This window comes from Peribacillus sp. FW305-BF15, from assembly GCF_058783805.1.
In genome coordinates this window covers 16,189-40,223 of record NZ_JBYSYV010000036.1, presented here as the reverse complement: position 1 = coordinate 40,223, position 24,035 = coordinate 16,189, and the positions used below count along the sequence as shown (strand labels likewise).

Genomic DNA, 24,035 nt, shown 5'->3' with positions numbered 1-24,035 from the left:
TCTTTTTCAAGAAAGACCAATTTGGTTTCAGCATACTGATATAAATTCCAAATGGGATAAATGCAAGTACATTGTAGAGTATTTCATTAAAATCTATTTGATTATTAACATTAGCTGAACCAGCAAAAGGGATTAAGTTGATTTCCCTAAAATCCGGCAAGCCTTGGATTGAAAATTGCATTTTAAAGATTATAACCCATGTTAATGCAAATAAATATACTGCCAACAAGAAAGCAGTTATTCTTTTTTGATTGTCTTTTGATTTTTCCATATAAATCCTCAATTCCTAATTCATTTTCAAATTCATAACCAATGCTTTAACCTACTTTACACTATGCTATCATCTCCGAAAATTTTTCGGATTTGATCTTCCACTTTATCTTGGGATACCGGTATATCTTAAGATTAAAGGTTAATGCAAAAACCAATAAAATCCCCACTTTTTCATTTTTATTCTCCTCCATAAAGTAACTTGTATATAGGATAGGAAAAACATCTAAAATAAAAAGTGGGGTAAATATTAAATTTTTCTTAAATTTTCACTTGAAATTTATTATTAATATTCTTAGGAATCCGCCATTGGTAATTGTGTCTTTAAAATAAAATTGCGATGTTTGAAGATAGATGCGAGGTTTTGTATAAAGTTGTGATACTTTATCTTTTCAATCAAAGATTTCTAAATGAGTTTTGATTAAACTTTTTTATACAATGGAGAGTCCATTTAAAAGGAAAGGAAACCATTTTGATTTCTTTTATTAGCCATAGCTTGGGGCTTACATAAAACTTTTAATCAAACTTTAATCAAAACCAACACCAATAATTAATGGATTTTGACATACCGTCCAGAGAAATTCACGTCGATAAAGTTGTTCCGATAAGAATCGCTTTTCTTAATGAACGAACAGGGGCGTTAGCTGAAGATCGGAGCTGTCTTAAGGCAGCTTTTTTTTATGGAACTACCATGAAAATAAGTTCCTTTAAAAATGAAAAATGGCAAAGACCCTCCTCAATCGTTAAAAAAAAGAGGAGAGCGTAAATAATTAGTCTATGGATTAGGGTTGACTGGATTAAGGTCAGTATCAGTATTGACACTACCTAACCATTTTCATTCTTTGTGGTGAATCGCCGATTTTTGCGCTTCATGGATGGCTAACAGGTGCGTTAATTGATGAAGGAACACAAAAATGACCAATCTTTTTTATAAAAGAATAATCCAATTAAATAGTATTAGGGCATGTTTTGATTAATCTTTTTTCAAAACATGCCCCTTCTATTTAGTCATTCACCTTATTAATATACATTTTTTTCTAAATGAATACTTGAATATTTAATTCACATCTATTAAACTTGTGGTTAGTTGTTAGAAAATACCAGATTAGGAAAAGTTTAGTTATTTTCTATTTTTTAAACTAAAAAAATACTGAATTTGATCCTTTTTTGGCAAAAGAATTTCATATCTAATAAATGGATATTGGAGGTTTTTGTTCTTACCAAATTATTATCATGAAAACAAAAAAGCTGAGGGAGATTAGAGAATGAGAATATCAAAAAAGATAATAGGTATATGCGGGGCTGTAGGATTATTATTTGGGGGGACAACAACATTTGCTGCCACTTCTGCGAATACTCCTCAAGTTGTTAAACATGAGAAAAAGGTAGAAGGAAACATACAAGAGGAGATAATAAAAGTAGATAGTAGCGAAGTTAAAAAAAGGGAAATCCTTACTTATTTTAATAATAACAAACCAAAGAAGTATAAAGAAAATGAGGTTATCGTAAAATTTAAAAAGAATTACTCCATAAAAAGTCTAGGATCCCTGAGCACTACTTTAGGTTTAACAAATGCAAAAGAATTGAATAAAGAAGGAACACATGTAATGAAATTTTCCAAAAATAAAAAGATGGCAGAAGTGTTAAAAGAACTTAACGCTTCTTCTAATGTTGAGTATGTAGAGCCAAACTATGTATATCAACCGACAGCAGTTACAGATCCCCTATATAGCGAACTATGGGGACTTAAAAATACTGGACAGGAAATATTAGGACAAGTTGGTAAAAAAGGTATTGATATAAATACGGAAGCAGCATGGGCTAATACAAAGGGCAGTTCCTCTCTTGTTATTGGAGTGATTGATACAGGAATCGAAATTAATCACCCAGAATTAAAAGATAGAATTTGGGTAAACACAGAAGAAATTCCTAACGATGGAATTGATAATGATAAAAATGGATATATAGACGATGTAAACGGCTGGAATTTTTATGATAAAAATAATAAATTGTTCATTCGAGGAGAGGAAGACTTCCACGGAACTCATGTTGCAGGAACAATAGCTGCAAAAGCAAATAAAATTGGAGTTACCGGTATTGCTCCAAATGTTAAAATTATGCCTCTCAAGTTTCTCGGACCATATGGAGGGTACGAATCTGATGCGATTGTTGCCATAGAATATGCTAAGGCAAAAGGTGTAAAGATTTTGAATAACTCATGGGGTGGAGGAGAAAATTCACAAGCATTAAAGGATGCTATTAAAAACTCAGGCACCTTATTTATAGCTGCGGCAGGTAACTTTGCAGAGAACTCGGATACAAGTCCAATGTATCCTGCTGCTTATGATTTGCCTAACATTCTTTCTGTAGCCTCTATTAACAATACAGGAAATCTTTCAGGTTTTTCTAACTACGGTGTAAAAAGCGTAGATGTCGCTGCTCCTGGTGAAAGTATTTTAAGTACAACCCCAAGTGTGGAAGGCGACTATTCTACGGCTTATGAATATCTTGATGGAACATCCATGGCTACCCCGCATGTTACAGGAGTAGCAGCGTTAGTAAAAAGCGCACGTTCATCGTATACTCCCATTCAAATCAAGGATGCCATCTTGAGAACCACTACAAAGCTGTCTTCATTAACAGGAAAAGTTGGTACGGGAGGACTTGTGAATGCAGGGAAAGCTGTTAATTTCGAGGTAGATTCTGATATCCCTGGTATTGCTTGGAAGGGAGGAAGTATCAGTACCTCACTTGATGCAAGTAAAGATAAAAATGATGTTTATTCTATTAAACTATTAAAAGGGGAAAAGGTGAAGGCTACACTAACTGGTGATTCCGGGACGGACTTTGATTTATATTTGTATAACGACACTACAAAGACTGTAAATTCGAGCAACGGCATTGTAGCACATTCAGAAATTACAAATTCATCCAAGGAGTCCTTTACTTTTACAGCTCCTAAAACAGGCACATATTATTTGAATGCCCACGCTTTTAGTGGAGCTGGAAAATACACTCTTTCTGTTACAGAAGGCATTGGAGCAGGAACATATGAAAATACAAGTAAATATTTTGGATATGAAGGAACATGGAATAAAATATCCGATGGAAGTGCGTCGGCAAGCTCATACACAAGTACAAACCAAACCGGTTCAACGGTGAAAATTGTGTTTAATGGTACAGGAATATCCTATAAAGCTATAAAAAATGACAAACAAGGAATTGTAAAAGTGACATTGGACGGAAAATCAGCAAACTATAGCTTGCATGCTGCTACTCCTAAGTATAAAGAAGAAATCTTCAGTAAAACAGGACTAACTGCAGGTAAGCACGTATTATCTATTGAATGGACTGGTCAGGCAGATCCTGTTGCCCGTAAAACTTCTACAGAGGTGAATGTTGATTCCATCTCAGTTTTAAAATAGTTGTTATATATATATGTATACCTTTAGCTTCATCCATAAAGAGGATGAAGTTAAGGGTTTTTGTGTTCGGGAAAGGTTCCCATAATCCTATCTTTAATAGCTATGTATTTCTTAATTAATCATTAGCCCGGTTAAATCCTTCCATATATCTAGTAAAAATGAATGCCTAAAAGTTAGAAATGTATGATTTTGTGAAATTATCGTACATTCAAATCATTGGTACATAAGGGTTTGAAGAAGGGGAGGTCGATGATGATGACACAACAAAAAATGTGCAGCCGATCCGGGATCAGCAGCAGTTAGAAGATATGAAATGGGCGCTGAAGCGCCATTGTTCGGAGCGCGATTACATCCTGTTTGTTTTAGGCTGTGAGACCGGCTTACGTGTTGGGGACCTACTCAAACTCACCACGAAGCAGATCCTGACCTTAAAGGCAAACAAAACAAGATTCTTCGGGTCAAGGAAGGCAAAACGCAAAAAATCCGCGACATGTATATCGCGAATTGCTTTGAAGAGGTCTTTGAGTACGCCCAAAGCGTCCCGAGTCCCTATTTATTCCCGTCCAGGAAGGGAGAACGCCCCATTCGCCGCCATAGAAATTTCTTATGGAACTATTAGTATCCAAAATTAGGGGGGAATTCTAATGATATATGATAATTTAAATAAAACAATTACCACTAAAAGGCTAGTACTAAGAATTTTTCAAAAATCTGATGCAGTAGCAGTTACTAAACTTTGTAATAATTATAATATTTATAAAAATACATTGTACCTACCTTATCCATACACTATAGAGGATGCTTTATCATGGATTGAGCATCATCTTGATAATTTTAATGCTAATAAGTCATATGAATTTGCTATAACAGATAAGGAAAGTGGAAAATTATATGGAGCTATAGCGTTATCTAACAACCAAAAGTTTAATAATGGTGAAATAGCCTATTGGATTGGTAAAAAATTTTGGGGAAATGGATATGCTACAGAGGCAGCGCAAGCTATATTACATTTTGCATTTGAAGAAAAGCAATACCATAAAGTATTTGCTCGTTACTTTAATTCAAATCCAGCTTCAGGAAGAGTGATGCAAAAATTGGGCTTGAAAAAAGAAGGGATATTAATTGACCATGTGAGGAAAGAAAATCGATTTGAAGATCTAGTATATTATGGAATTATTAACTTAGTAGGATTATAGATTATACTGCTTATTTGTAATCGGTTCCGTTTTTGGGTGGAGATATGCTGAATTATTCGCCAAATGGTGGACCGACGGTGAATTAATGGGTTCAACCAGAAACATCTGGCTGCACTTATTTTACTAAAGGAAGTTTGGGTGAGGCAGCCTTTTTCTTATGTCACTAACGGGGCAGGTTAGTTGAATAACGAAAAAAGCCCAATTCTCAATTTTAATGCTGAGAAATTGGGCTTTTTAATATCGAAATTTCCTTAACGTTGTAAATCTGCATTTTCCTGACGCTACCCCTTATAGAACGAACAGGTGCCGTTCGATTAAAATGTCAACAAATAGAAAAAATGGTTGACATTTTTAAGAGATTTTTTTTCTTTTAACTATTCTAGTTGGATGATTAAGACCGAATTTCACTCGTATTATGCTACTGCTAAACCCTATAAATCCTCCAACAATTGCTGGGATAATCCACCCTAGTCCTACATCATACAGAGGAAGAATTTCATGAAAGAAATTATTAATGGATGAAAAGCGTATACCAGCTCGGTTTAATCCATCAAATAAACTAATGATAAATGTTAAAAGTAAGCTTCCTTGATACACTTCTGCTTTCCCTTTAAATAAAGAATGAAAAAATGTTAAAAAAATTAATACAATAGCTAATGGATAAATAGCTGTTAGGAGAGGAATTGAAACTGCAATCAACTGTGTTAGCCCAATATTGGCAACTATTGCACTAAAAATAGATAAACTAATAGCAATTGTTTTGTAAGATACCTTTGGAAATAGTTTATGGAAGAATGAAGAACAAGATGTAACAAGTCCTACGCTTGTTGTTAAACAAGCTACTGTAATCATTAACCCTAATAATATCCCGCCATAAGCTCCAAAATAATAATCCGAGACTTTTGCTAAGATGGTACCTCCATTTTCCAGGTGTCCAAGTTTTTCTACACTTGAAGCACCCATATAAGAAAGAGCTGAATACATGGTTGCTAGGAAAAAGGCAGCAATTCCAGTTGCTTTTGCACAAACAACCATAATTTGTTTTTTTGTTTTTGCACCTTTTTCTTTAATGGCATTAATGATGATGATGCCAAAAACAAAAGATGCAAGCGTATCCATTGTTAAATAACCTTCTCTAAACCCATTAAAAAATGGTTGAACTGAATAATTCTTAATAGGTGCTTGAAAATCTCCGATTGGATGTTTAAAAGCAACTACTACTAGGATTCCAATGAACGTTATCTTGATTGGTGTTAGTATTTTCCCGACAATTCCGACAACTCTCGCGGGATTGATCGAAAAAAGGCACGTAATGCTAAAAAAGATGAGTGTAAAAATAAGTAAAGGTGTAGAGCCTGAATTTTCGGACAAAAAAGGTTTTACACCGATTTCAAAAGAAACGTTTCCTGATCTAGGCAAAGCAAATAAAGGACCAATGGCTAAATAAAGAACGGTTGTGAATACAATACCAAATACAGGATTTACCCGACTTGCTAACGACTGTAAATCATCTTTCCCCGAAAAACCAAGTGCTAACACACCAAGTAACGGTAGGCCGACTCCTGTTATTAAAAACCCTGCATTTGCTGACCAGATATTTATTCCTGCTGATTGACCAAGCATTGGTGGAAAAATTAAATTTCCTGCCCCAAAAAATAGAGCAAATAACATTAAACCAATAACTACTATAAATGAAAACGGTACTTTAGTAGGCAAATTAAACCCTCCATAAAATAACTGAATTTCACTTTTTGAAAAAAGTAATTTTCAAAAAATTATTCACAAACTAAATACATAAGATTTTATCGTATTATGACTAGATAAAATTAATTTCAATGTAAATTTTAAGTTTCTCCTTTTGGGTGGCCTTATTTAATATGCAATAGGTTCTTTAAAATTTTAACGACAAGCAGAACTATTACTACCATGATAACGATTAAATGATAATCGGTGTGAATTACAGGGAATTCCCCTTAGCTCCCTATTAGTAATGTGTAATTATTAACTGAAATACCATTTTATTGATATTAATATATTGTAATATATACTGCTTACTCTTTAAAGGATAAAAAGGAGGAAAAAACAAGAAATAAAGTTGTCATTAGGAGGTATAAAGTGGATTATGGACTATGGCAGGTTAGTTGCAGTAGGCTATTCTATTTTCAAATAAGGGACATAAAATAAATAGAACCCGACACAATAAAAATGAACTATATAAGAGATGGTTTTATATCGGTGTTGAAGGTAACCTTGAAAAGTACTTTTTTTATTTTCAATGTATCTAACTTTATCACAAAGTGTTCAAACGGAAGAAAATTATAAAACAGAAGGGAAAGTAGTTTATCAAATCCACTATGATTATAAATCAAAAGCACTTTATGTTAATTATAACAATGAAATGAATACCATTTGGCGATGAATTATTTTACTAAGTTTTTAATGTTTTTACTGATATATGCAAAGTTAGCGGTACACTAATAAAGTAATAAGGTTTACTTCAGTAAAATAAGGTATATTATATTGGTTGAATAGATTCTCTTTAAAGACAAGAAAAGTAGGTGAACAAAGTGGGAAAATATCAATTGGATACCAAAGGTAAGGTAGCTGTGACAAAGTTTCATGAAAAACATATGCCTGCCAAATTTGATAAAAAGCAGCAACTTGAAAAAATCCGTGCGGAGTATTTGAAAAAGAAGCAAAAACAAACAGATAAATAATATGATTTAAAACATAGGAAGACTAAAATCTCCCTATGTTTTTTTTATTCGAAGTTCTTTTTTCAATGGATGACACAGTTTATTATTATTCCATAAATTTCAGATTAGGTGACAAAAAACTCGTCATCAGATATCCATTCTCACTGAAAATTCAATAGAGCAGCCGTTATTTTGGATACACCAGTAATCTCCAGCAGAAATTTTTAATCATTTGGATACTCACTAGGCTTAGGATGCTTCTTAAATCTTTGTATTCTTATGGAATTTAGAGGTTAAGTTAGGTGGGGTTAATAGAGTGGACAAAGACTTTTTTTGGTCTATATTTACAACGATATTTGGCATTATCGCAACCTGGACTGGTTTGATTTATACGACTCGTTTTCGGTTTGATAATAGCAAATTTTTTGAACACATCAAATATATAAGCCCTTACAACAAACAGTTAATTATTGGTTTCTTAAAGTTTTATTTATTTTCGGAGGATTAATGTGTGTTGTTTTGGGTCTATACGGAATACTGTTAAGTGACATTAAGTCGGTTAAAAACGCTTGTCCTGTTATTGCATTAAAGGGCCGGATTTTGTAGGATTGGAAAATTTTGATTCTACAAATAATTGGAGGATTAGAAGAAGGAAAGCTATGATAATTAGAGATGTAAGTTTATGCTTTTTTATGTAATAATTATTTTGTAGAAATGAAAAGTTACAATTCATACATAGTGAAGGTGGGGATCTTAGTGGCAATGGGAACGCATACTGTAGTAGTTCCAGTGGATGTACAAGCAGTTTGGGATTATGTCAGTGATCTCGAAAAATGGGCAACGACAGTACCAGCCTATAAAGAACATGAAATCATAAATGACAAGCAATCTATTTGGACATTTGAAGGTAGTGTGAAAGGTATTAAAAAAACAATACAAGCGCAGGTAGATATTACCGAATGGAATGAACCTTCAAACATTAAGTTTGAACTAAAAGGTTTATCAGATAATTTTACAGGAAGCGGTCACTTTACTGCAGAAGATGTTAATGGTAAAACAATAATGACTTGTACGGTGGAAATCCATGCAGGCGGATTATCCGGTGCGGTGTTAACACCAATTATTAAATGGGCTGTTCCAAAAGTAGCATCTCGTTTAACCGAATCTATCGCACGTAAAATTGCAGTATTCTCATAGTATTCAAAGATTGAAAGCCAATTTATTTTGGAGATACCTTCTCTGAAGTATAGATGGTAACATTCTGAAGTAACCAATATAATGATGAGCTCTACTAGAAGTTTTATAATTAACGGAAATGGGGCTGTCCAAAAGGAGGGCCTCCTTTTTTCAACATTCAAGAATCGCTCTTCTTAATGAACCAACAGGTGCGTTAGTTGAATTACAGGGCGAAAACTGGCTTCTTAAAACCCCGGAGGATATTGTGCAGTTAAATACTATAAAAGGACAAAATCCTTATGGGATGCTAACTCTATTATTAGGTCTAGCATCCTTTATTTTTGGGCTACAGTATATAATTATTCCTATCGTATCTTTGTTATTGGGTTTTATTACTTACCGGACCTTTGATTCTGATACAGAGAAAAATCCTTCCAAAGGGTTTTGGAGGGGTATTTGGCATGGCCAGAAATAGTATATCATAAGGGGAATGGAAATTTCAGAGAAAGATATTGACATCCTGTTAGCTGGTTTACTTCAAAAAATAGGGTTGATGCTGCAGTCTTTTTTATGGAACTAAAGGGGGGATCTATCTTAGGTGTAGAGTGACAATTTTGTTCATTAATACAACTTATATTCATTTAATTTTCAGAAGCTTCTGGTTGGAAACCTCCTATATTTCTATCTTCGACTACCATGCGCAATCCACGCTTCGGTCTGAGTGTAATAGACGGAAGTGGCTTTACTTCATGATGGTCAGGCGCCAGCCTTATCCGATATCGTTGAGCAATGCATGCTAGGACAAGCACAGCTTCCATCACTGCAAAATGATTACCGATACAAACTCTCGGACCTCCGCCAAATGGAAAGTAAGCGAACGGAGGTAGGGTTTTCATAAAGTTGTTTTCAAATCGCTCAGGTTTAAAGGAATCTGGATTATCAAAATACTCAGGCTTGTGGTGCATCACATACTGACTCAACAGGATCATATCGCCTTTTTTAAAAAGATACCCTCCAATTACCACATCCTCCGCCACTTCCCGTTGTATGATATAGGCAGGCGGGTATATGCGCATTGATTCATAGATAACATTTTGTGTGAATGTTAATTTCATAAAATCGCCAGTTGTTAGATTACGGTTGCCGATTACGCTATCTATTTCATTGAAAAGTTTAGTTTCCACATCAGGGTGTTGGGAAAGCAAGTATAAGGTCCAGGAAAGCACATTTGCTGTTGTTTCGTGACCGGCAAGGAAAATGGTCATTAACTCATCACGTAACTGCTTGTCTGTCATAGCTAAGCCATCCTCATCATCTCGAGCATCCATTAGAATCCCAAGCATATCCTCATGTCTCTCTGCCTCTGTTCTACGTTTTTCAATAAAGCTATAAATCACCTTATCAAGTCTCTGTTTCGCAATGTTATATTCACGGTTGTTTTTAGTTGGAACCCATAGTGGCATTTGAAGTGTTCGCATTCTTTTAACGGCAATTCTCATGAAGGCCTCTATAGGTTCCCCGAGCATGCCATATCCTTCTTTGAGGTTCATGCTGAACATGGTCTTGCTGATAATACCCAGTGCAAGGCTCATCATATCCTCCGTAATAATCCTTTCTTCTCTGTTTTTCCAAGTGGAAATATAGTCCATTGTTATATCAATCATATCCTGACCATAATTGCTAATATGAGACTTTTTGAAAGAGGGTTGAATAAGCCTTCTTTGGCGCATGTGAATTTCTTTTTCACTTGTAAGAAGGCCTTCTCCGAGTACTGGTTTTAAAGCAGAGAAGTCCTTTGATTTCAAGAAGGATTTTTGTTTTGTTACAAGTACCTGCTTAATTAAATCTGAATTTGAAATAAGGTAAACATTATGGAAAGGTCCAAAACGAATTTTAGCAACTTCTCCATATTCTTTTGCTAAACGGGTAAGAAAGCCAAGTGTATCTGAAATAAACTCCTTTGAATGGCCAGTAATTAATTTTCCTTTTGGGCCTGGAGAATCATTTGAAAAATTTGTGTCACTCATTGGTTTGTTTCCTCCATTTCGGTATAATTACTTGTATTCATTCTATGAGGAAAGTATTGATTGGTTTGGACAAGTTGTTAATAAGAAGGACTAACAAATACAATATTTTTTTAAAAAGATAGTTAATCAATTTGAATGAAATTATAAGTGTGTATAAAGGAATACTATTAATAAACGAAATCAAAGTGTTTATGAAATTGTAAAGGCACTCATCCCTGGTTGTCACTTTCATTTACTAATGAAAGCAGGTATGTATGGAACTACCTTACAAAAGTTATTATATTGTTGAACTAACAAATATGGGGTTGGAAACAGCTCCATTTTCTTATGCAACTATTGGTGCAGGTTAGTTGAAGAAGGATTTGAATCCGAAGTTAAAGAATTACTATTTGTTATGCGATCTTCATAAATTTCTACTAAATAAGCCCCTCTCTAATTAGTGATTGTGTTGTTTTCATCTACAACTAAATGGACAGGATAATTATATAAAGATTTAAAAGGGGTAAAATATGCTTTTTCATATTATTGTTGGTTTTATACTTCCTTGGGTCCTAGGGGTTTATTTGTTTAGAAATCAGACAAGGCTTTTTATTACTTTTTTTCCTATTGGTGTGGCTGTAGCCACTTTAATAAATGATATTGGATTTAACTACTTTTGGGAGATGGATAAAAATTTTAAAGATTTATCGTTACCCTCAATTCCCTATAATCTAGGTCTTTATCCTATACTGTGCTGTTTATTTATTTGTAGCATTCATTATAAAAAAATGTCTACTCTAATTACTTTTTTAGTCTTTACCTTAGGTACAAGCTTTTTGGAAAGTTTAATTGTATTATTAGGTAAATTAGAATACCGGAATGAATGGAATATATATTGGTCTTCGGTCAGTTATCTGATGGCATATTTAATACTTTATGGTTATTACAAATTAGTCCGAAAATTGATTTTTTTTAAATAAAAGGTCCTTTAATTCTACATAAAAGCATTATCCTACTTTAGAAAAAAATACCCTTGTGGAACACTAACGGGTGCTTTACTTCATTAAGGAATGTTGCTGAGGCAGCCTTTTTCTTATGGCACTAACGGGGCAGTCTAGTTGCATAAGGAACGTGATAGCTATAAAAAAGCAAACTCGCCAAAACTGCGGCGAGTTTGCTTTTTTATTTGAAAATAACGAAGTCAAATAAGTGACTTTTTTTATTCTACTCTTTATGTCTCCTTTTTAAAATTTTTCTAACGAAATAAATCTAAAAGATCGTTAATCATCATATGCAGAAGAATTAAAACTTCTTGACTTAGAGCATACTCTAAGTATTAAACTTTCCTTGTGTTTCAAACTAAATTAGAAGAAACGGTAATCAGTAATTATTGGAGGCAAATAAAATGACATATTCTGTTAGTGAATTTTCTGAAATCATTGGAGTAAGTGCACATACATTGAGGTTTTATGAAAGAGAAGGGCTAATTAAGGTTAATAGAGACGTTAACAACGTAAGAATATACTCAGATGAAAATAAAGCATGGATGGAATCTTTGCTCCACTTAAAAAACACGGGAATGTCTCTGAAAGATATGAAAAAATTTGCCATGTGGGGCCACCTTGGGGAAGAAACAATGGGAGATAGGTTAGACCTACTTAAAAATCATCGTAAAAAAGTAATGGAAGAATTGGAGAAACTTCATCATAGTTTAGAGCATTTGGATAATAAAATACAGTTTTATGAAAATGAAATAGGTGACTGTTTCGAGCAAAAATAACTAGCCAGTTGTTCTTTGTTTTGCATATCTTTAATCTGCTTTAGAATACTACTTCTATTATCGTTTTATATTACTGGGAAAAATTAAAATAAAAAATGCTTGCCTTTGAGTGTACTCAAAGGAGTAAACTATTTTTTACAACATTAAGTATAAAAAGGATGTAATTATCCTTTTATAGATTGGTGCAAGAAATAACTAGAAAAATATTTCTAAATATGTATAAAGAGGTGATAAAAATGAATCCTAAATACACCAACTTATTGGCGTCTTTCACTTTTAAAAATGGCATTACCCTTAATAATAGAGTAGTTATGGCACCAATGACAACTTGGTCCAGTAATGATGATTACACCATTTCAGATGAAGAAGTAGAATATTATAAAAGAAGAGTTAATGGAGTAGGACTTGTTATATCTGGATGTACTCATGTGCAACCAAACGGTATTGGTTTCACTCATGAATTCGCAGCTTATGACGATAAATTCATTCCAAGTCTTCGGAAATTGGCTGATGCCGCCAAAAGCGGGGGAGCTCCTGCAATACTCCAAATTTTCCATGCAGGAAACAAAGCACTTCCTACTCTAACTCCAGATGGTGAAGTGGTAAGTTCCAGTGCTGTAGAGACTGAAGCAACTGCATTTGCTCCTTCCGTATTACCTAGAGCACTTTCACATGAAGAAATAATGGAAGTGATTTATGCATTTGGAGAAACAACAAGGCGAGCCATTGAAGCTGGATTTGATGGTGTTGAAATTCATGGCGCACACGGATTTTTACTTCAAAACTTCTTCTCTCCTTTCTTCAACAGACGTGAGGATGAATGGGGTGGAACTTTAGAAAATCGTTTACGTTTCCCATTGGCAGTCATTCAGGAAATGAAAAATGTGATTAAGAATCATGCGAAAAGCCCGTTTATTTTTGGTTACAGAATATCACCTGAAGAACAAGGTGGTTATGGAATGGAAGATACGTATGAATTAATTGACCGTCTGGTTGAACAGGATTTGGATTATATTCATGCTTCGCTTGATGATGTATCTTCAAAACCACGAGGTATTGAAGATGGAAAAACACGACTTGAATTAATTGTTGAACATGTAAACGGCAGAGTTCCTGTAATGGCCGCAGGCTCGATGGTAACTGCTGATGAAGTTGCATCTGCATTAGATAAGGGTCTATCTCTAGCAGCAGTTGGTCATACGTTAATCATGAATCCAGACTGGGTAGAAAAGGTTCAGAATGGAAAAGAAACTGAAATTAAGACAACCATTAAGACTTCACAAGTGGACGATCTTATGCTTCCAGAAAAACTTTGGGGCATAATTCAAGCTTCAGGTCCATGGTTTAATATCGAGGATTAAAATCGAAAAGAAAAGTTACTGTCTTTATTACGTATAGAAAGGAATTAATTATATGTCAAATATCCAAGATAAGGTTGTCATTATAACGGGTGCCTCTAGTGGGATTGGAGAAGCTACTGCTAGAGAACTTGCATCTAAAGGAGCGAAGCTGGTTCTGGCAGCTCGTCGACAAGAACGTTTAAAGAAATTACAAGAAGAAATTCATCAGAATGGCGGTCAAGTTATTTTTAAGGTGACTGACGTTGCTTCACATGAACAAATGGAAGAGTTAGCTGAATTTGCTCTTAAAGAGTTTGGGAAAATTGATGTAATAGTCAATAATGCTGGTGTTATGCCTCTATCACCTGTTCATCAGAAAAAAATCAATGAATGGAATACGATGATTGATGTGAACATAAAGGGTGTACTTTATGGTATTGCTGCTGTGCTTCCGTCAATGAGAGAAAGAAAAGAAGGGCATATTATTAACGTTTCCTCTATCGCTGGTCATTTAGTCTTCCCTGCGAGCTCAGTTTATAGCGGTACAAAGTTTGCTGTACGTGCTATCACTGAAGGTCTCCGTATAGAAGAGGCTAGCAACAATATTCGTACAACGATTATTTCGCCTGGAACTATTACTACTGAATTGCTTGAAACTATTTCAGATCCAGAATTGAAATCTGCCATTGTGGAAGATACTAAAATTGGAATCGAACCTGCAAGCATTGCTCGTGCCATTGGATTTGCAATCGAACAACCATCAGATGTAGCGATTAATGAGATGATTGTTCGTCCAACCATTCAAGAACTCTAAAAGAAACTTTTGTAATGAGGCAGCCCCACTTTTTTGGGGCTGCTTGTTTATTACCTTATACTTTGCAAATAATGAAAGGTTGAGAAAATGCTATATTCAGATACATTTGCAATAGGACTTATTCCCATTGTACGTGATTAGATAACATGCTTCCTCTGAACAATATACTTTTATTTGAACGTTTAATGTTTAAATGGAAATTAATTCATTAATAAAATTAAAAAATAGATTAAATTTTAAGTTTGTGAAGCATTGTACTTAAACTAACGGTTGCGTTAGTTCACTAAAAAGAAAAAAGGAGAGTACATATTAGACATGGCTAATATGTACTCTCTATTATTTATTAAGGTTTTTTATAATTAGGTCTAGATAATTTTGAAAAACTAACAAACATTAAAGGACCGTCAATAGACCTGTTTTTTGTACGAAAGAAGGATGGCCACCAAGTTTCGACGAATATATTAATATACTTTTTGGAGGTGTTGGATATGGGGATTTGTTGTGGAGAGTGTCACGTTGAATTAAAGAGTGATGATTATGTCACATTGGATGAATTTAGCACGCTGAGGCACACATATTGCGGTTATGATCTTATTGCCGAGCTGATCAAAGACATCGGGACTTATCGAAATATCAAAACAAAGTATTGGTTTTCCCGTGAGCGTACTAAATGAAAATCGGTAAAATCTTGGAGTTATACACCAGCGAATAAGGAACATGAACATGTTCAATCTTTATTATAAAAGAAGAATCCAATTAAATAGTATAAGGGCATGTTTTGATTAATCTTTTTCAAAACATGCCCTTTCTATTTATTCATTTATTTATCAAGATTGCTTGTATTAAAAAAATACCCTCGTGTCGTTTTGAAATAAAGTTGCGACGTGTTAAAAAATAAAGAAAAGACACCCTAAGGTGCTTTTTCCCTCTCTAGAAGCCTCAACTCGAAAATAACGAACCGACAACCAAAGACAACGTTTGCTCGTAAACGGCATGTGCGGTCTGCACATCACCAAAATGTCCGCACATGTAAAGATGGATAACACCGTGAAGCGACGCCCAGAAGATACGGACGACGGTTTCCGTGTCATACGGACCGGTAATCAGTCCCTGCTCTTGCGCATTACCAATTACCGTCAACAATTGCCGCATGGCTGTTACGGTGCCGTGTATGCTCTCCTCGTCTGGTTTGAAATCCGCGAAGGCTCCTCCGAACATCAGCTTGTAATAACCGGAGTATCGCTGTCCGAATTGCCAGAAGGTTTCGCCTAAATTAAACAGCTGCTGCATCGGATCGTCAGCGCGCGGCGTTCTCTCGAATTCGTTGGCGAGAAGCTTGCAGCCGTCGAGATAAAGCTGCTGAGCCAGTCCATCTTTATTGACAAACAGGTTGTATATGATTTTGGTTGAGCAATTCATCTTCTGCGCAACTTTACGCACCGTCACAGCTTCAGGACCCTCATCGTACAAAATCGTTGCCGCAGCATCGACGACGAGCTTTCGAAGATTTTCAATATTTTTCAAGCGAGCCTCCTGATACGTTTCCAACTTTTTCGTATTTGCATCGAAGGAATTATTTTGGTCTGTCATCGCTATCACCCTCAATTAATACATTTTTAATAAGAAACAATGTTTCCAGCTCTTAACAGGAATTTTAATATAATTGTCGGAGCGTTGTCAATGTTGCAAGGGATGCCAAAAACCAACGATTCAAAAAACGATGTTGACTTTCTTAAAAAGCTTAGTTACAATGATTTCAATTAGAAACAGTGTTACCGAAAGGTATCATAATTCTTGACTCTTAAGAGAGTCAGGAATTATTTTTAAGGGAAAAGTAACACCGTTTCCTAATTGTAAAAAAGTGGATAGGGGAGTTGCACAATGAACATAAAAGGAAATTGGGCGCTTGTCACGGGAGCTTCATCCGGCATCGGAGAGCAATTCGCCCGACAATTGGCCAAAGAGGGTGGGGACCTTGTACTCGTAGCCCGATCGAAAAACAAGCTGGAGAACCTAGCATCGGAGCTTAGAAAGAAATACGGCGTCAAGGTCGAGGTGATTCCTACCGATCTTGGCAAAGAGGGCGCGCCAGGCGAGTTATATCGGCAATGTCAACTTCTGAATTTAGAGATCGAATTGCTAGTCAACAACGCCGGCTTTGCCACGCACGGTTTGTTTGAACAAGTGTCAGGCGTGCGCCAGCATGAGGAAGTCATGCTCAATGTTGCCGCTGTTGTAGATATGACGCACTTGTTCTTGCCGGATATGTTGTGTAGAAACTCCGGGGCCGTTATCAATGTCGCATCGACCGCCGGATTTCAGCCCCTTCCCTATATGGCCGTATACGGAGCAACGAAAGCCTTCGTCTTGTCGTTTACCCAAGCCTTGTGGTGGGAAAACCGCAACAGTGGCGTCCGATTTTTCACGCTTTGTCCCGGAGCGACGGACACCGGCTTCTTCAACGTCGTAGGCGCGGAAGAAGCCGCCGTCGGTAAGAAAGACACACCGGAGCGGGTAGTGGAAGTTGCGCTTCGGGCATTGAAGGACGGGAAACTGTATGTCGTTCCGGGTACACAGAATTATATAGGTACGCAGATCGGACGATTCATGACGAGGAAACAGGGACTTCGTCTCGTTGGCGGCATGCTTCGTCCACGCGACGGCTCCGCCAGCAATAAGAAGTCGGCCGGTCCGTCCGATCTTGCAGGATGGATGATCGAGGAGGTGCACTGATGGCTAAATCGGCAAATATTTCAGCTAATGCTTCTGTCCATCAACCCATCCGGGAAAGTCATGGAAAGCTGGCACATTCAATTCGAGAAGGCAGACAAACTTTAGATACACTGAAATTGATTAAAATATTTTATAAAAATTGAACTGGAATAATCTGAATAGTAATCTATTTTGATCAATCTTTTTTCAAAATAGATTCTTTTTATTTATCGTAAAATGTGGGTTTGCGAGATATCTCTGATTAAACTTTATTTAAATGCTACATCTCGAAAGAGGGTGGAGTTTGATTGAATTACTAGTAGGATAAAGAGGTGGAAGTACATCGAGTAACCAATTGTACGAACGGGGCAGGATAGTTAGAGCGTGCTGTTTAACCTCTGTTCAAAAATTGGGTCAGATAATTGAGCAATAAAATAAGTTATTAGATTTCTTTCAAACTCTATCACTCTTACAGCGATTTCATAAATTCTAACATTGTGTAATGAAACTTATGTTACTTTATTAATGGAGGTGACATTTATGAAAAACAAACCGATCTATGTGGAAATTCCAATTCAGGCAACTATAGACGAAGTATGGCGTATGACTCAAAAGCCTGAACTACATGAACAATGGGATTTGCGTTTTTCTTCTATTACCTATTTACCGAAAAAATCAGAAGATGATCCGCAATCCTTTTTATATGAAACGAAATTGGGATGTTGGGTAAAAGTCGCTGGCTGGGGTAAAAGTATCGGTACGCATAATAAGAAGGATGGTTCAAAGACATCTTCTCTTCACTTTGGTACCGATCAAAAAATTTCGCCAATTTGTGAAGGTAAAGGATATTGGCAGTATATTCCGACAGATAACGGAACCACATTTCTCACCCAATATGACTATAATGTACGTTATGGTTTATTTGGACGGCTTTTAGACATCTTTTTTCGGCCAATCATGGGGTGGGCAACAGCTCTAAGCTTTGATGTGCTAAAACGCTGGATCGAAAAGGGGGAATCGCCACGATCACAGTATGTACGTTTCATTATTAACACTATAGTAACAATGCTCTTTTTCTTTGTTTGGCTTTATCATGGGCTAATACCAAAGATGATTGCCAAACATCCTGAGGAAGTATCGATGCTATCTAGTTTAACTTCCTTGGAGGGGACTGCTGCTGTAAAGGGTGTAGGGATAATAGGCGTTCTCGAGATTTTATTTGCAGTGGTATGGCTTCTTTATCGTAAGAAAAGACATTTACTTGTTCTGCAGATGATTGCTTTTCCAGTATTGACCATTAGTGCCTTGATCGCTAGTCCTTCATTCTCATTACACCCGTTTAACCCTATTACATTTAATGCTAGTCTGTGGGTTCTTTCCATTATTAGCTTCTTACTCGCAACTGATTTGCCATCGGCAACAAGTTGCAAGCGTACGAGAAAGGGTGAATCATAATGACAATCTACCAAGACCTCTTAGGTGAGGATTTTCAAAGACTTCATCCTAAGCTGCAAGAGCGTTATGCCCTACCAATTGATAAACCGTTTAATGGGGTCGGAATGATGTCAAAAATTGAAACGGGGGCTTTCTGGCTAAAACCCTTTTTTAAATTAGCAACACGCTGGAAATTTCTTTTTCCCGAAAACGGGAAGGATGTACCGTTTTCAATCAAAAATACCTGTAGATCATTGCCGACTGGTGAGGCAGAAATATATTGGGAGCGTACTTTTTATTTTGAAGAGCTTACTCGGCATTTTAATGCGTTTATGACGGTTGATACAAAGCGTGGTGTTGTGAAGGATTATTTAGGGGAGCCGAGCTTATTTTATTCGGATTTAAAGTTTACGGTGACACCTGAAGGGCGCATAAACATTCGCTCTGGGCCTCAACGTATCGTTATAGGTAACCTAGAGTTTCCAATTCTTCGGTTATTAGAAGGAGTTGTGAACGTTGAGGAAGGGTACGATGATGCCCGAGAAGTATTTACGATTCAAGTCGATATACGAAACCGAATCGTAGGAAGGTTGATGGCTTATGAAGGCGAATTTAAGGAGCAGACTGTTTAGTTCAATCACCATTGCAGGTGTGTTCTTTTTCATAGCAAGCAGCATTTTGACATCTGAGCCCTATTTGTTAATGCTGACAGCTGCACAGTTGATTTTCGTGCCACTTATGCTCCAGCTACTATTAGAAACAAAGAGGAAACATATTTTTTTCAATTGGATTGCTATGCTCTCCATCTTTTTATTGCAAGTTATCCCATCAAGTACAGGACAGATGGTACTCGCTTTCATTTATATGATTTTAACCTTTTTTGTGGCATGTCATGGGCTAAAACGGTTTTTTCAGCGTGGTTTTACAAACTGGGCAGAAATATCGATTGATATCGGGATGATGTATTTATTTGTAGGCGGACTATGGTTCTTTGCTTATATTGCGGGAATTGATACAGGTTTTAGTCCACTAATCACTTGGTTAACAGCTATTCATTTTCATTACTCTGCCTTCTTATTGCCCATATCTCTTGGGTTTTTTGGACGCTTACACGATTCAACATGGTATCGATTAATTGTGCCAATTATTTTATCGGGTCCCATACTCGTCGCCATTGGCATTTCATTTTCGCCGTTACTGGAATTCATCTCTGTGTTGCTTTACATATTTGCCATTTACATCTTAATCGTACTTGCATACCGAACACGCTTCCTTTCACACTTGCAGACGATATTAATACGGCTATCATTCAGTGCACTAGGCATCACAATCTTATTTTCATTGCTTTATGCGACAAATAATTCGTTTGGACTTTGGTTTGTTAGTATTGATTTTATGCTGAAATTTCATGGCTTATTTAACTGTTTAATTTTTGGCATGTTAGGCGTACTCGGTTGGGTGCTTGTCCCTCCTAAAACGAAGCAGGATGTCTGGAATTTCCCAGTGAGCCGAATTCGAGGTGCGTTAAAAGGAGCAGGCAAGCAACACCCAGGACTAGTGGATGAACTAAGTGATTTTGTTGATATCAAAACTTTACCAAAAACAATCGTCCATTTTTATGAGAACACAGATCAGTATCGGTTATTTGCTTCTGTAAAATGGGCAACTTGGTTTATACCGTTTGCGGTGTGCTATAAATTGATAAGTACAAAACTACAGCAGTTGAACCTGCCCATCTCAAGTAAACGTACTGAAATGACATATAAAATACGTGCTGTTGATCAAACGCTAGATGGGAGGGAAAATCCACGCGCATGGATTCGCCAGGTGAAGGAGAATACCGTATTTGTGGCCATTTATTCTCAGCATAAAACGGAGGGCAGGACGTATATGAATATAGCACTTCCTCTTCCTTTTTCGTCAATGATTGGTATTTTACAGCTTGACGCTATCGATGGCTCTCTTATTCTTTCGAGCGAGGGAGAAAGTGACTCTGGTATTTATTTAGCAGCTGGCAAAGCGCTTTTCAAGCTTCCATTATCCGAGCACTTTTTAATTAATGAAACAATTGCGGGAATACTCACAGCCCATCACAAAATGCGAATCTTTGGCATGCCTTTCTTACATATTGATTACACCATAAATCAAAAATGATGGTGTTTAATGCTTATTTGGGGGGATTTAAAGACCTGAAATTCAATAATTGGAGGATAATAGTTTTTCTAATTATTTATACAATCATTGATACGACTTATTCCATTATAGGGAGCGATTCTTTAATAGGGATCGCCCCTTGAGACCTAAGGGGTTTTACATATATTTTTTAAAAGTACACATTTTCAGACAAAGTACGTGAACTGACTCCCCAATTAAAACAGTTTATTTTATATACCCATCTATTTAGAGCGAATCTACAATAATTTTCTATTCGTCTTTGCATTTGCACAAAATCGGTTTTGACACCTCAAAACCCATCATATAAATACAATAAATTAAGTCGTTCCACCTTCTAAAAGTTTAACAGGCAGATATGTCTCTAACGGAAAATTGTTAAATTCACCTTCAATTTGTTTTAATAAAATATCAATTGCTGACTTGGCAATTAAATCAATTGGTTGTTGTATGGTTGTCAATTCTGGCAGTAAAACTTGAACTGCTTCTGTTCCATCATAACCGACAACTTTTAATTGCGTTGGTATCTCTTTTCCGCGTTTTTTAGATTCAGCTATAACAGATGCCGCGATTAAATCATCACTTGCAAAGATCCCATCTACTTCTGGATGTTCATCAAAAAGCTTAGAGATTACTTCTTTATGACTTTGAAGAGGTGAAACTTCATATGTAATTGGAAGTCTACCCTGTTCCTTCATAACATCCTCATACGCTTTTCTTCTTAAGTTTGCTGGTGTTTGCAGCTCAATTGGTCCATTTATATGAACGATATACTGACAGCCTTTCAATATTAATAATTCTGTAGCCTCTTTCCCTCCGCTATAATTGTCAGAGCCAACAACAGGGATGTTTTTCGATAAGTAGTGGTCAATTGCCACGACAGAAAGATTCTGCTTCTCATAATTTAGTATACCTCGGTTATATGTCACAACGACTACTCCATCTACTTGATTACGTATGAGCATCTCTAAATATTTTTCTTCTTTATCTATGCGGTTTAAGCTGTTACAAAGTAACAATTTGTAGCCTAATGAAGCACAGATACTTTCAATATGAAAGGTAAGTTCACCGTAAAATGGGTTACTTGAGTTTGGGATAATTAGTCCTATTAAATTAGTTCGTTTATTAAATAAAGAACGGGCTAAATCGTTTGGAAAATAATTAATCTCTTCCATCGCTTTATAAACTTTTTCTTTTGTTTTTTCACTTATGTAACCGCGGTTATTTAATACACGGGAAACTGTTGTTGATGAAACACCTGCTATTTTTGCCACATCGTGAATGTTAGGCTTCATTTCATGTCCTCCTACCTCATTAAGAAACATCCATTATTATTTAAAATGAAGTTTTCATGTTTTTGTCCATTGACTGGAAACTGAGACTTTTTGAGTTGGTTCACAGAGTTATTAAACATTGGCATCAATATTTTATAAAGAGCGAAGGTTATAAAAAATGAAAATCCATAATTAACTGTTTAATAGCATATCATAAACTGTCACCTACTAGGAAAACCCTATAATAAAATAATTTCAGATTAGTCTGATCACGCACCTATTTTAGAGAAAAGCACTACTAGGTGCAAGAGTTAGAGACCTCCATGAATTTAATGTCTGACTTTTCAAAAAAATGACTGTCAACCGGTTGACATAAACTACTGTTGAAAGCGCTTTTATAAGTTTTTTAAAAGATATGAGGAGGGAGTGAAAGGTATGAAGAAATGGCTACTTGTAAGTATATCTTTATTACTGATGTTTGCTGCGGTGGGCTGCAGCAAAAGCGAAAGCGTAAATAGTGATGGTAAAAAGACGATTACGATGTGGGTGCACATATCTGATGAAAATGAAGAAGGAAAAGTGTATAAAAAACGGGTAGAAGCCTTCAATAAGAATTATGCTCCTGACAATATCAAAGCTAAAATTGAATTTATTCCACGTAGCGGAAATGGCGGTGGTTATGAAGACAAAGTAAACGCGGCCCTTACAACCAGCACATTGCCGGATGTTATTACTTTGGATGGTCCCAATACAGCTGCTTACGCGAAATCTGGTGTCATTGCACCATTGGATGAGTATGTAAAAGATCAAGAGGATTTGCTGCCAAGTATTAAGCAACAAGGAACTTATAAAGACAAGCTGTATGCAATTGGTGTTAGTGAATCATCTGTTGGGATTTACTACAATAAAAGGATGTTACAAGAAGCGGGCGTCGATTTGAATACGCTGCCAACAGTTGATAATCCATGGACATGGGACCAATTCCTTGCTCTTTGTAAAACGTTGAAAGATAAATACGACAAACCAGCTATTGATATGCAATTACAGTCTAAAGACGAAATGTTGACGTATGCGCTAACTCCGTTTGTCTGGTCAGCTGATGGGGATATCATCTCGAAGGATGGAAAGAAGGCAGAAGGTGTCTTCAATAATAAACCTACTGTTGAAGCGTTGACATTTATTCAAACTATGTTGAAAGAAGGTTATACGACACGAACACCAGTCAAACAAGCGTTTGAAACGGAAAAATATCCAATGAAGTTTAGTGGAGTATGGACTGTAACTGATATGAAAACAAACTACCAAAAGGTAGATTATGGCGTTATCCCATATCCTGTATCACCAAAAACAAAGAAACTAGTTTCTCCTTCAGGTAGTTGGCAATTTGCGATGACACAAACGTCCGAAAATAAAGAATGGGCTGCAAAATTAGTCGATTGGATGACAAACAAAGATTCGAATGTGGAACTGAGCCGTACGACTGCAGCACTGCCAGTCCGATACTCTTCTGAAAAAGTGATGGCAAAAGAGTTCTCAGATCAAATGAATGTCTTCTTGAAACAATTGAAAGAAACAGGACACGCACGACCCGTTACACCGGCTTATCCGCAAGTAACGCGTGCTTTCCAACAAACAATCGATGACATCAGCTTCTATGATCAAAATAAAGATATCCAAAAAGTATTGGATACACATGCGAAAGAAATGCAATCAGCTATCGATAAGGCCAATTAGAAGGAG

The 24,035-nt window shown here is 36.2% G+C and carries 20 protein-coding genes and 1 pseudogene; 16 read left to right on the top strand and 5 right to left on the bottom strand.

Features of this window, described 5'->3' with window-relative positions:
- Nucleotides 1-271, bottom strand: a 271-nt coding sequence (locus AC3WLU_RS24990; RefSeq protein ID WP_492598107.1) for a VanZ family protein, incomplete at its 3' end; no start/stop codon positions are given.
- Nucleotides 272-1,535: 1,264 nt separating this feature from the next.
- Here AC3WLU_RS24990 and AC3WLU_RS24985 point away from each other — a divergent pair.
- The 3 genes and pseudogenes from AC3WLU_RS24985 (at nt 1,536) to AC3WLU_RS24975 (ending at nt 4,891) form a co-directional block, all read left to right on the top strand.
- Nucleotides 1,536-3,695: a S8 family serine peptidase gene (locus AC3WLU_RS24985; RefSeq protein ID WP_492598106.1), complete on the top strand. Its 2,160-nt coding sequence runs from the start codon at nt 1,536-1,538 to the stop codon at nt 3,693-3,695.
- 308 nt (nt 3,696-4,003) lie between these two features.
- Nucleotides 4,004-4,287 (top strand): annotated as a pseudogene (locus AC3WLU_RS24980) (tyrosine-type recombinase/integrase); the annotation flags it as partial.
- Nucleotides 4,288-4,339: 52 nt separating this feature from the next.
- The gene (locus AC3WLU_RS24975; RefSeq protein ID WP_063574457.1) at nt 4,340-4,891 is read left to right on the top strand and encodes a GNAT family N-acetyltransferase; all 552 of its coding nucleotides are present in this window, start codon (nt 4,340-4,342) and stop codon (nt 4,889-4,891) included.
- 351 nt (nt 4,892-5,242) lie between these two features.
- Here the strand turns inward: AC3WLU_RS24975 and brnQ are convergent, their stop codons facing one another.
- Complete coding sequence (gene brnQ / locus AC3WLU_RS24970) at nt 5,243-6,607, bottom strand: branched-chain amino acid transport system II carrier protein (protein ID WP_492598105.1); 1,365 nt, start codon at nt 6,605-6,607, stop codon at nt 5,243-5,245.
- A gap of 851 nt (nt 6,608-7,458) precedes the next feature.
- Between brnQ and AC3WLU_RS24965 the strand changes: the two genes are divergently transcribed.
- Both AC3WLU_RS24965 and AC3WLU_RS24960 read left to right on the top strand, forming a co-directional pair.
- Nucleotides 7,459-7,608 (top strand): hypothetical protein, encoded by a 150-nt coding sequence (locus AC3WLU_RS24965; RefSeq protein ID WP_034306261.1) that lies wholly within the window; start codon nt 7,459-7,461, stop codon nt 7,606-7,608.
- 741 nt (nt 7,609-8,349) lie between these two features.
- Nucleotides 8,350-8,784 (top strand): SRPBCC family protein, encoded by a 435-nt coding sequence (locus tag AC3WLU_RS24960; RefSeq protein WP_225989259.1) that lies wholly within the window; start codon nt 8,350-8,352, stop codon nt 8,782-8,784.
- A gap of 620 nt (nt 8,785-9,404) precedes the next feature.
- On the opposite strand, the gene AC3WLU_RS24955 is transcribed toward AC3WLU_RS24960, so the two are convergent.
- Entirely contained in the window at nt 9,405-10,790 is a 1,386-nt protein-coding gene (locus AC3WLU_RS24955) for a cytochrome P450 (RefSeq protein WP_413004932.1), read from the bottom strand.
- A gap of 509 nt (nt 10,791-11,299) precedes the next feature.
- On the opposite strand from AC3WLU_RS24955, the gene AC3WLU_RS24950 reads away from it, so the two are divergent.
- The 5 genes from AC3WLU_RS24950 to AC3WLU_RS24930 all read left to right on the top strand — a co-directional run bounded on the left by AC3WLU_RS24950 (nt 11,300) and on the right by AC3WLU_RS24930 (nt 15,377).
- Entirely contained in the window at nt 11,300-11,749 is a 450-nt protein-coding gene (locus AC3WLU_RS24950; protein ID WP_492598104.1) for a CBO0543 family protein, read from the top strand.
- Between the two features lie 425 nt (nt 11,750-12,174).
- The gene (locus tag AC3WLU_RS24945) at nt 12,175-12,549 is read left to right on the top strand and encodes a MerR family transcriptional regulator (RefSeq protein WP_492598103.1); all 375 of its coding nucleotides are present in this window, start codon (nt 12,175-12,177) and stop codon (nt 12,547-12,549) included.
- Nucleotides 12,550-12,785: 236 nt separating this feature from the next.
- A complete protein-coding gene (locus tag AC3WLU_RS24940; RefSeq protein WP_413005031.1) occupies nt 12,786-13,910 on the top strand; it encodes an NADH-dependent flavin oxidoreductase in 1,125 nt (374 codons plus the stop codon).
- 52 nt (nt 13,911-13,962) lie between these two features.
- Nucleotides 13,963-14,703, top strand: coding sequence for an SDR family oxidoreductase (locus AC3WLU_RS24935; RefSeq protein WP_411739393.1), 741 nt, complete (start codon nt 13,963-13,965; stop codon nt 14,701-14,703).
- Between the two features lie 488 nt (nt 14,704-15,191).
- On the top strand, nt 15,192-15,377 hold the full coding sequence (locus tag AC3WLU_RS24930; RefSeq protein WP_034306238.1) for a hypothetical protein: 186 nt from the start codon (nt 15,192-15,194) through the stop codon (nt 15,375-15,377).
- A 265-nt stretch (nt 15,378-15,642) separates the two neighbouring features.
- On the opposite strand, the gene AC3WLU_RS24925 is transcribed toward AC3WLU_RS24930, so the two are convergent.
- Nucleotides 15,643-16,293 carry a TetR/AcrR family transcriptional regulator gene (locus AC3WLU_RS24925; protein ID WP_063574439.1) on the bottom strand — a complete coding sequence of 217 codons (651 nt, stop codon included), beginning with the start codon at nt 16,291-16,293 and terminating at the stop codon, nt 15,643-15,645.
- Between the two features lie 291 nt (nt 16,294-16,584).
- Here AC3WLU_RS24925 and AC3WLU_RS24920 point away from each other — a divergent pair, with 291 nt between their 5' ends.
- The 5 genes from AC3WLU_RS24920 (at nt 16,585) to AC3WLU_RS24900 (ending at nt 21,003) form a co-directional block, all read left to right on the top strand.
- Entirely contained in the window at nt 16,585-17,436 is an 852-nt protein-coding gene (locus AC3WLU_RS24920) for an SDR family NAD(P)-dependent oxidoreductase (protein ID WP_413005028.1), read from the top strand.
- A complete protein-coding gene (locus AC3WLU_RS24915) occupies nt 17,436-17,579 on the top strand; it encodes a hypothetical protein (RefSeq protein ID WP_413005026.1) in 144 nt (47 codons plus the stop codon). The genes AC3WLU_RS24920 and AC3WLU_RS24915 overlap by 1 nt, the downstream gene beginning before the upstream one ends.
- A 376-nt stretch (nt 17,580-17,955) precedes the next feature.
- Nucleotides 17,956-18,870 (top strand): DoxX-like family protein, encoded by a 915-nt coding sequence (locus tag AC3WLU_RS24910; RefSeq protein ID WP_063574437.1) that lies wholly within the window; start codon nt 17,956-17,958, stop codon nt 18,868-18,870.
- Nucleotides 18,870-19,481 (top strand): DUF4166 domain-containing protein, encoded by a 612-nt coding sequence (locus tag AC3WLU_RS24905; protein WP_492598102.1) that lies wholly within the window; start codon nt 18,870-18,872, stop codon nt 19,479-19,481. The genes AC3WLU_RS24910 and AC3WLU_RS24905 overlap by 1 nt, the downstream gene beginning before the upstream one ends.
- Complete coding sequence (locus AC3WLU_RS24900; protein WP_492598101.1) at nt 19,450-21,003, top strand: YndJ family protein; 1,554 nt, start codon at nt 19,450-19,452, stop codon at nt 21,001-21,003. The genes AC3WLU_RS24905 and AC3WLU_RS24900 overlap by 32 nt, the downstream gene beginning before the upstream one ends.
- 338 nt (nt 21,004-21,341) lie before the next feature.
- Here the strand turns inward: AC3WLU_RS24900 and AC3WLU_RS24895 are convergent, their stop codons facing one another.
- On the bottom strand, nt 21,342-22,316 hold the full coding sequence (locus tag AC3WLU_RS24895; RefSeq protein ID WP_413005020.1) for a LacI family DNA-binding transcriptional regulator: 975 nt from the start codon (nt 22,314-22,316) through the stop codon (nt 21,342-21,344).
- Nucleotides 22,317-22,730: 414 nt separating this feature from the next.
- Between AC3WLU_RS24895 and AC3WLU_RS24890 the strand changes: the two genes are divergently transcribed.
- On the top strand, nt 22,731-24,029 hold the full coding sequence (locus tag AC3WLU_RS24890) for an ABC transporter substrate-binding protein (protein ID WP_403189065.1): 1,299 nt from the start codon (nt 22,731-22,733) through the stop codon (nt 24,027-24,029).
- Nucleotides 24,030-24,035: the final 6 nt, after the last annotated feature.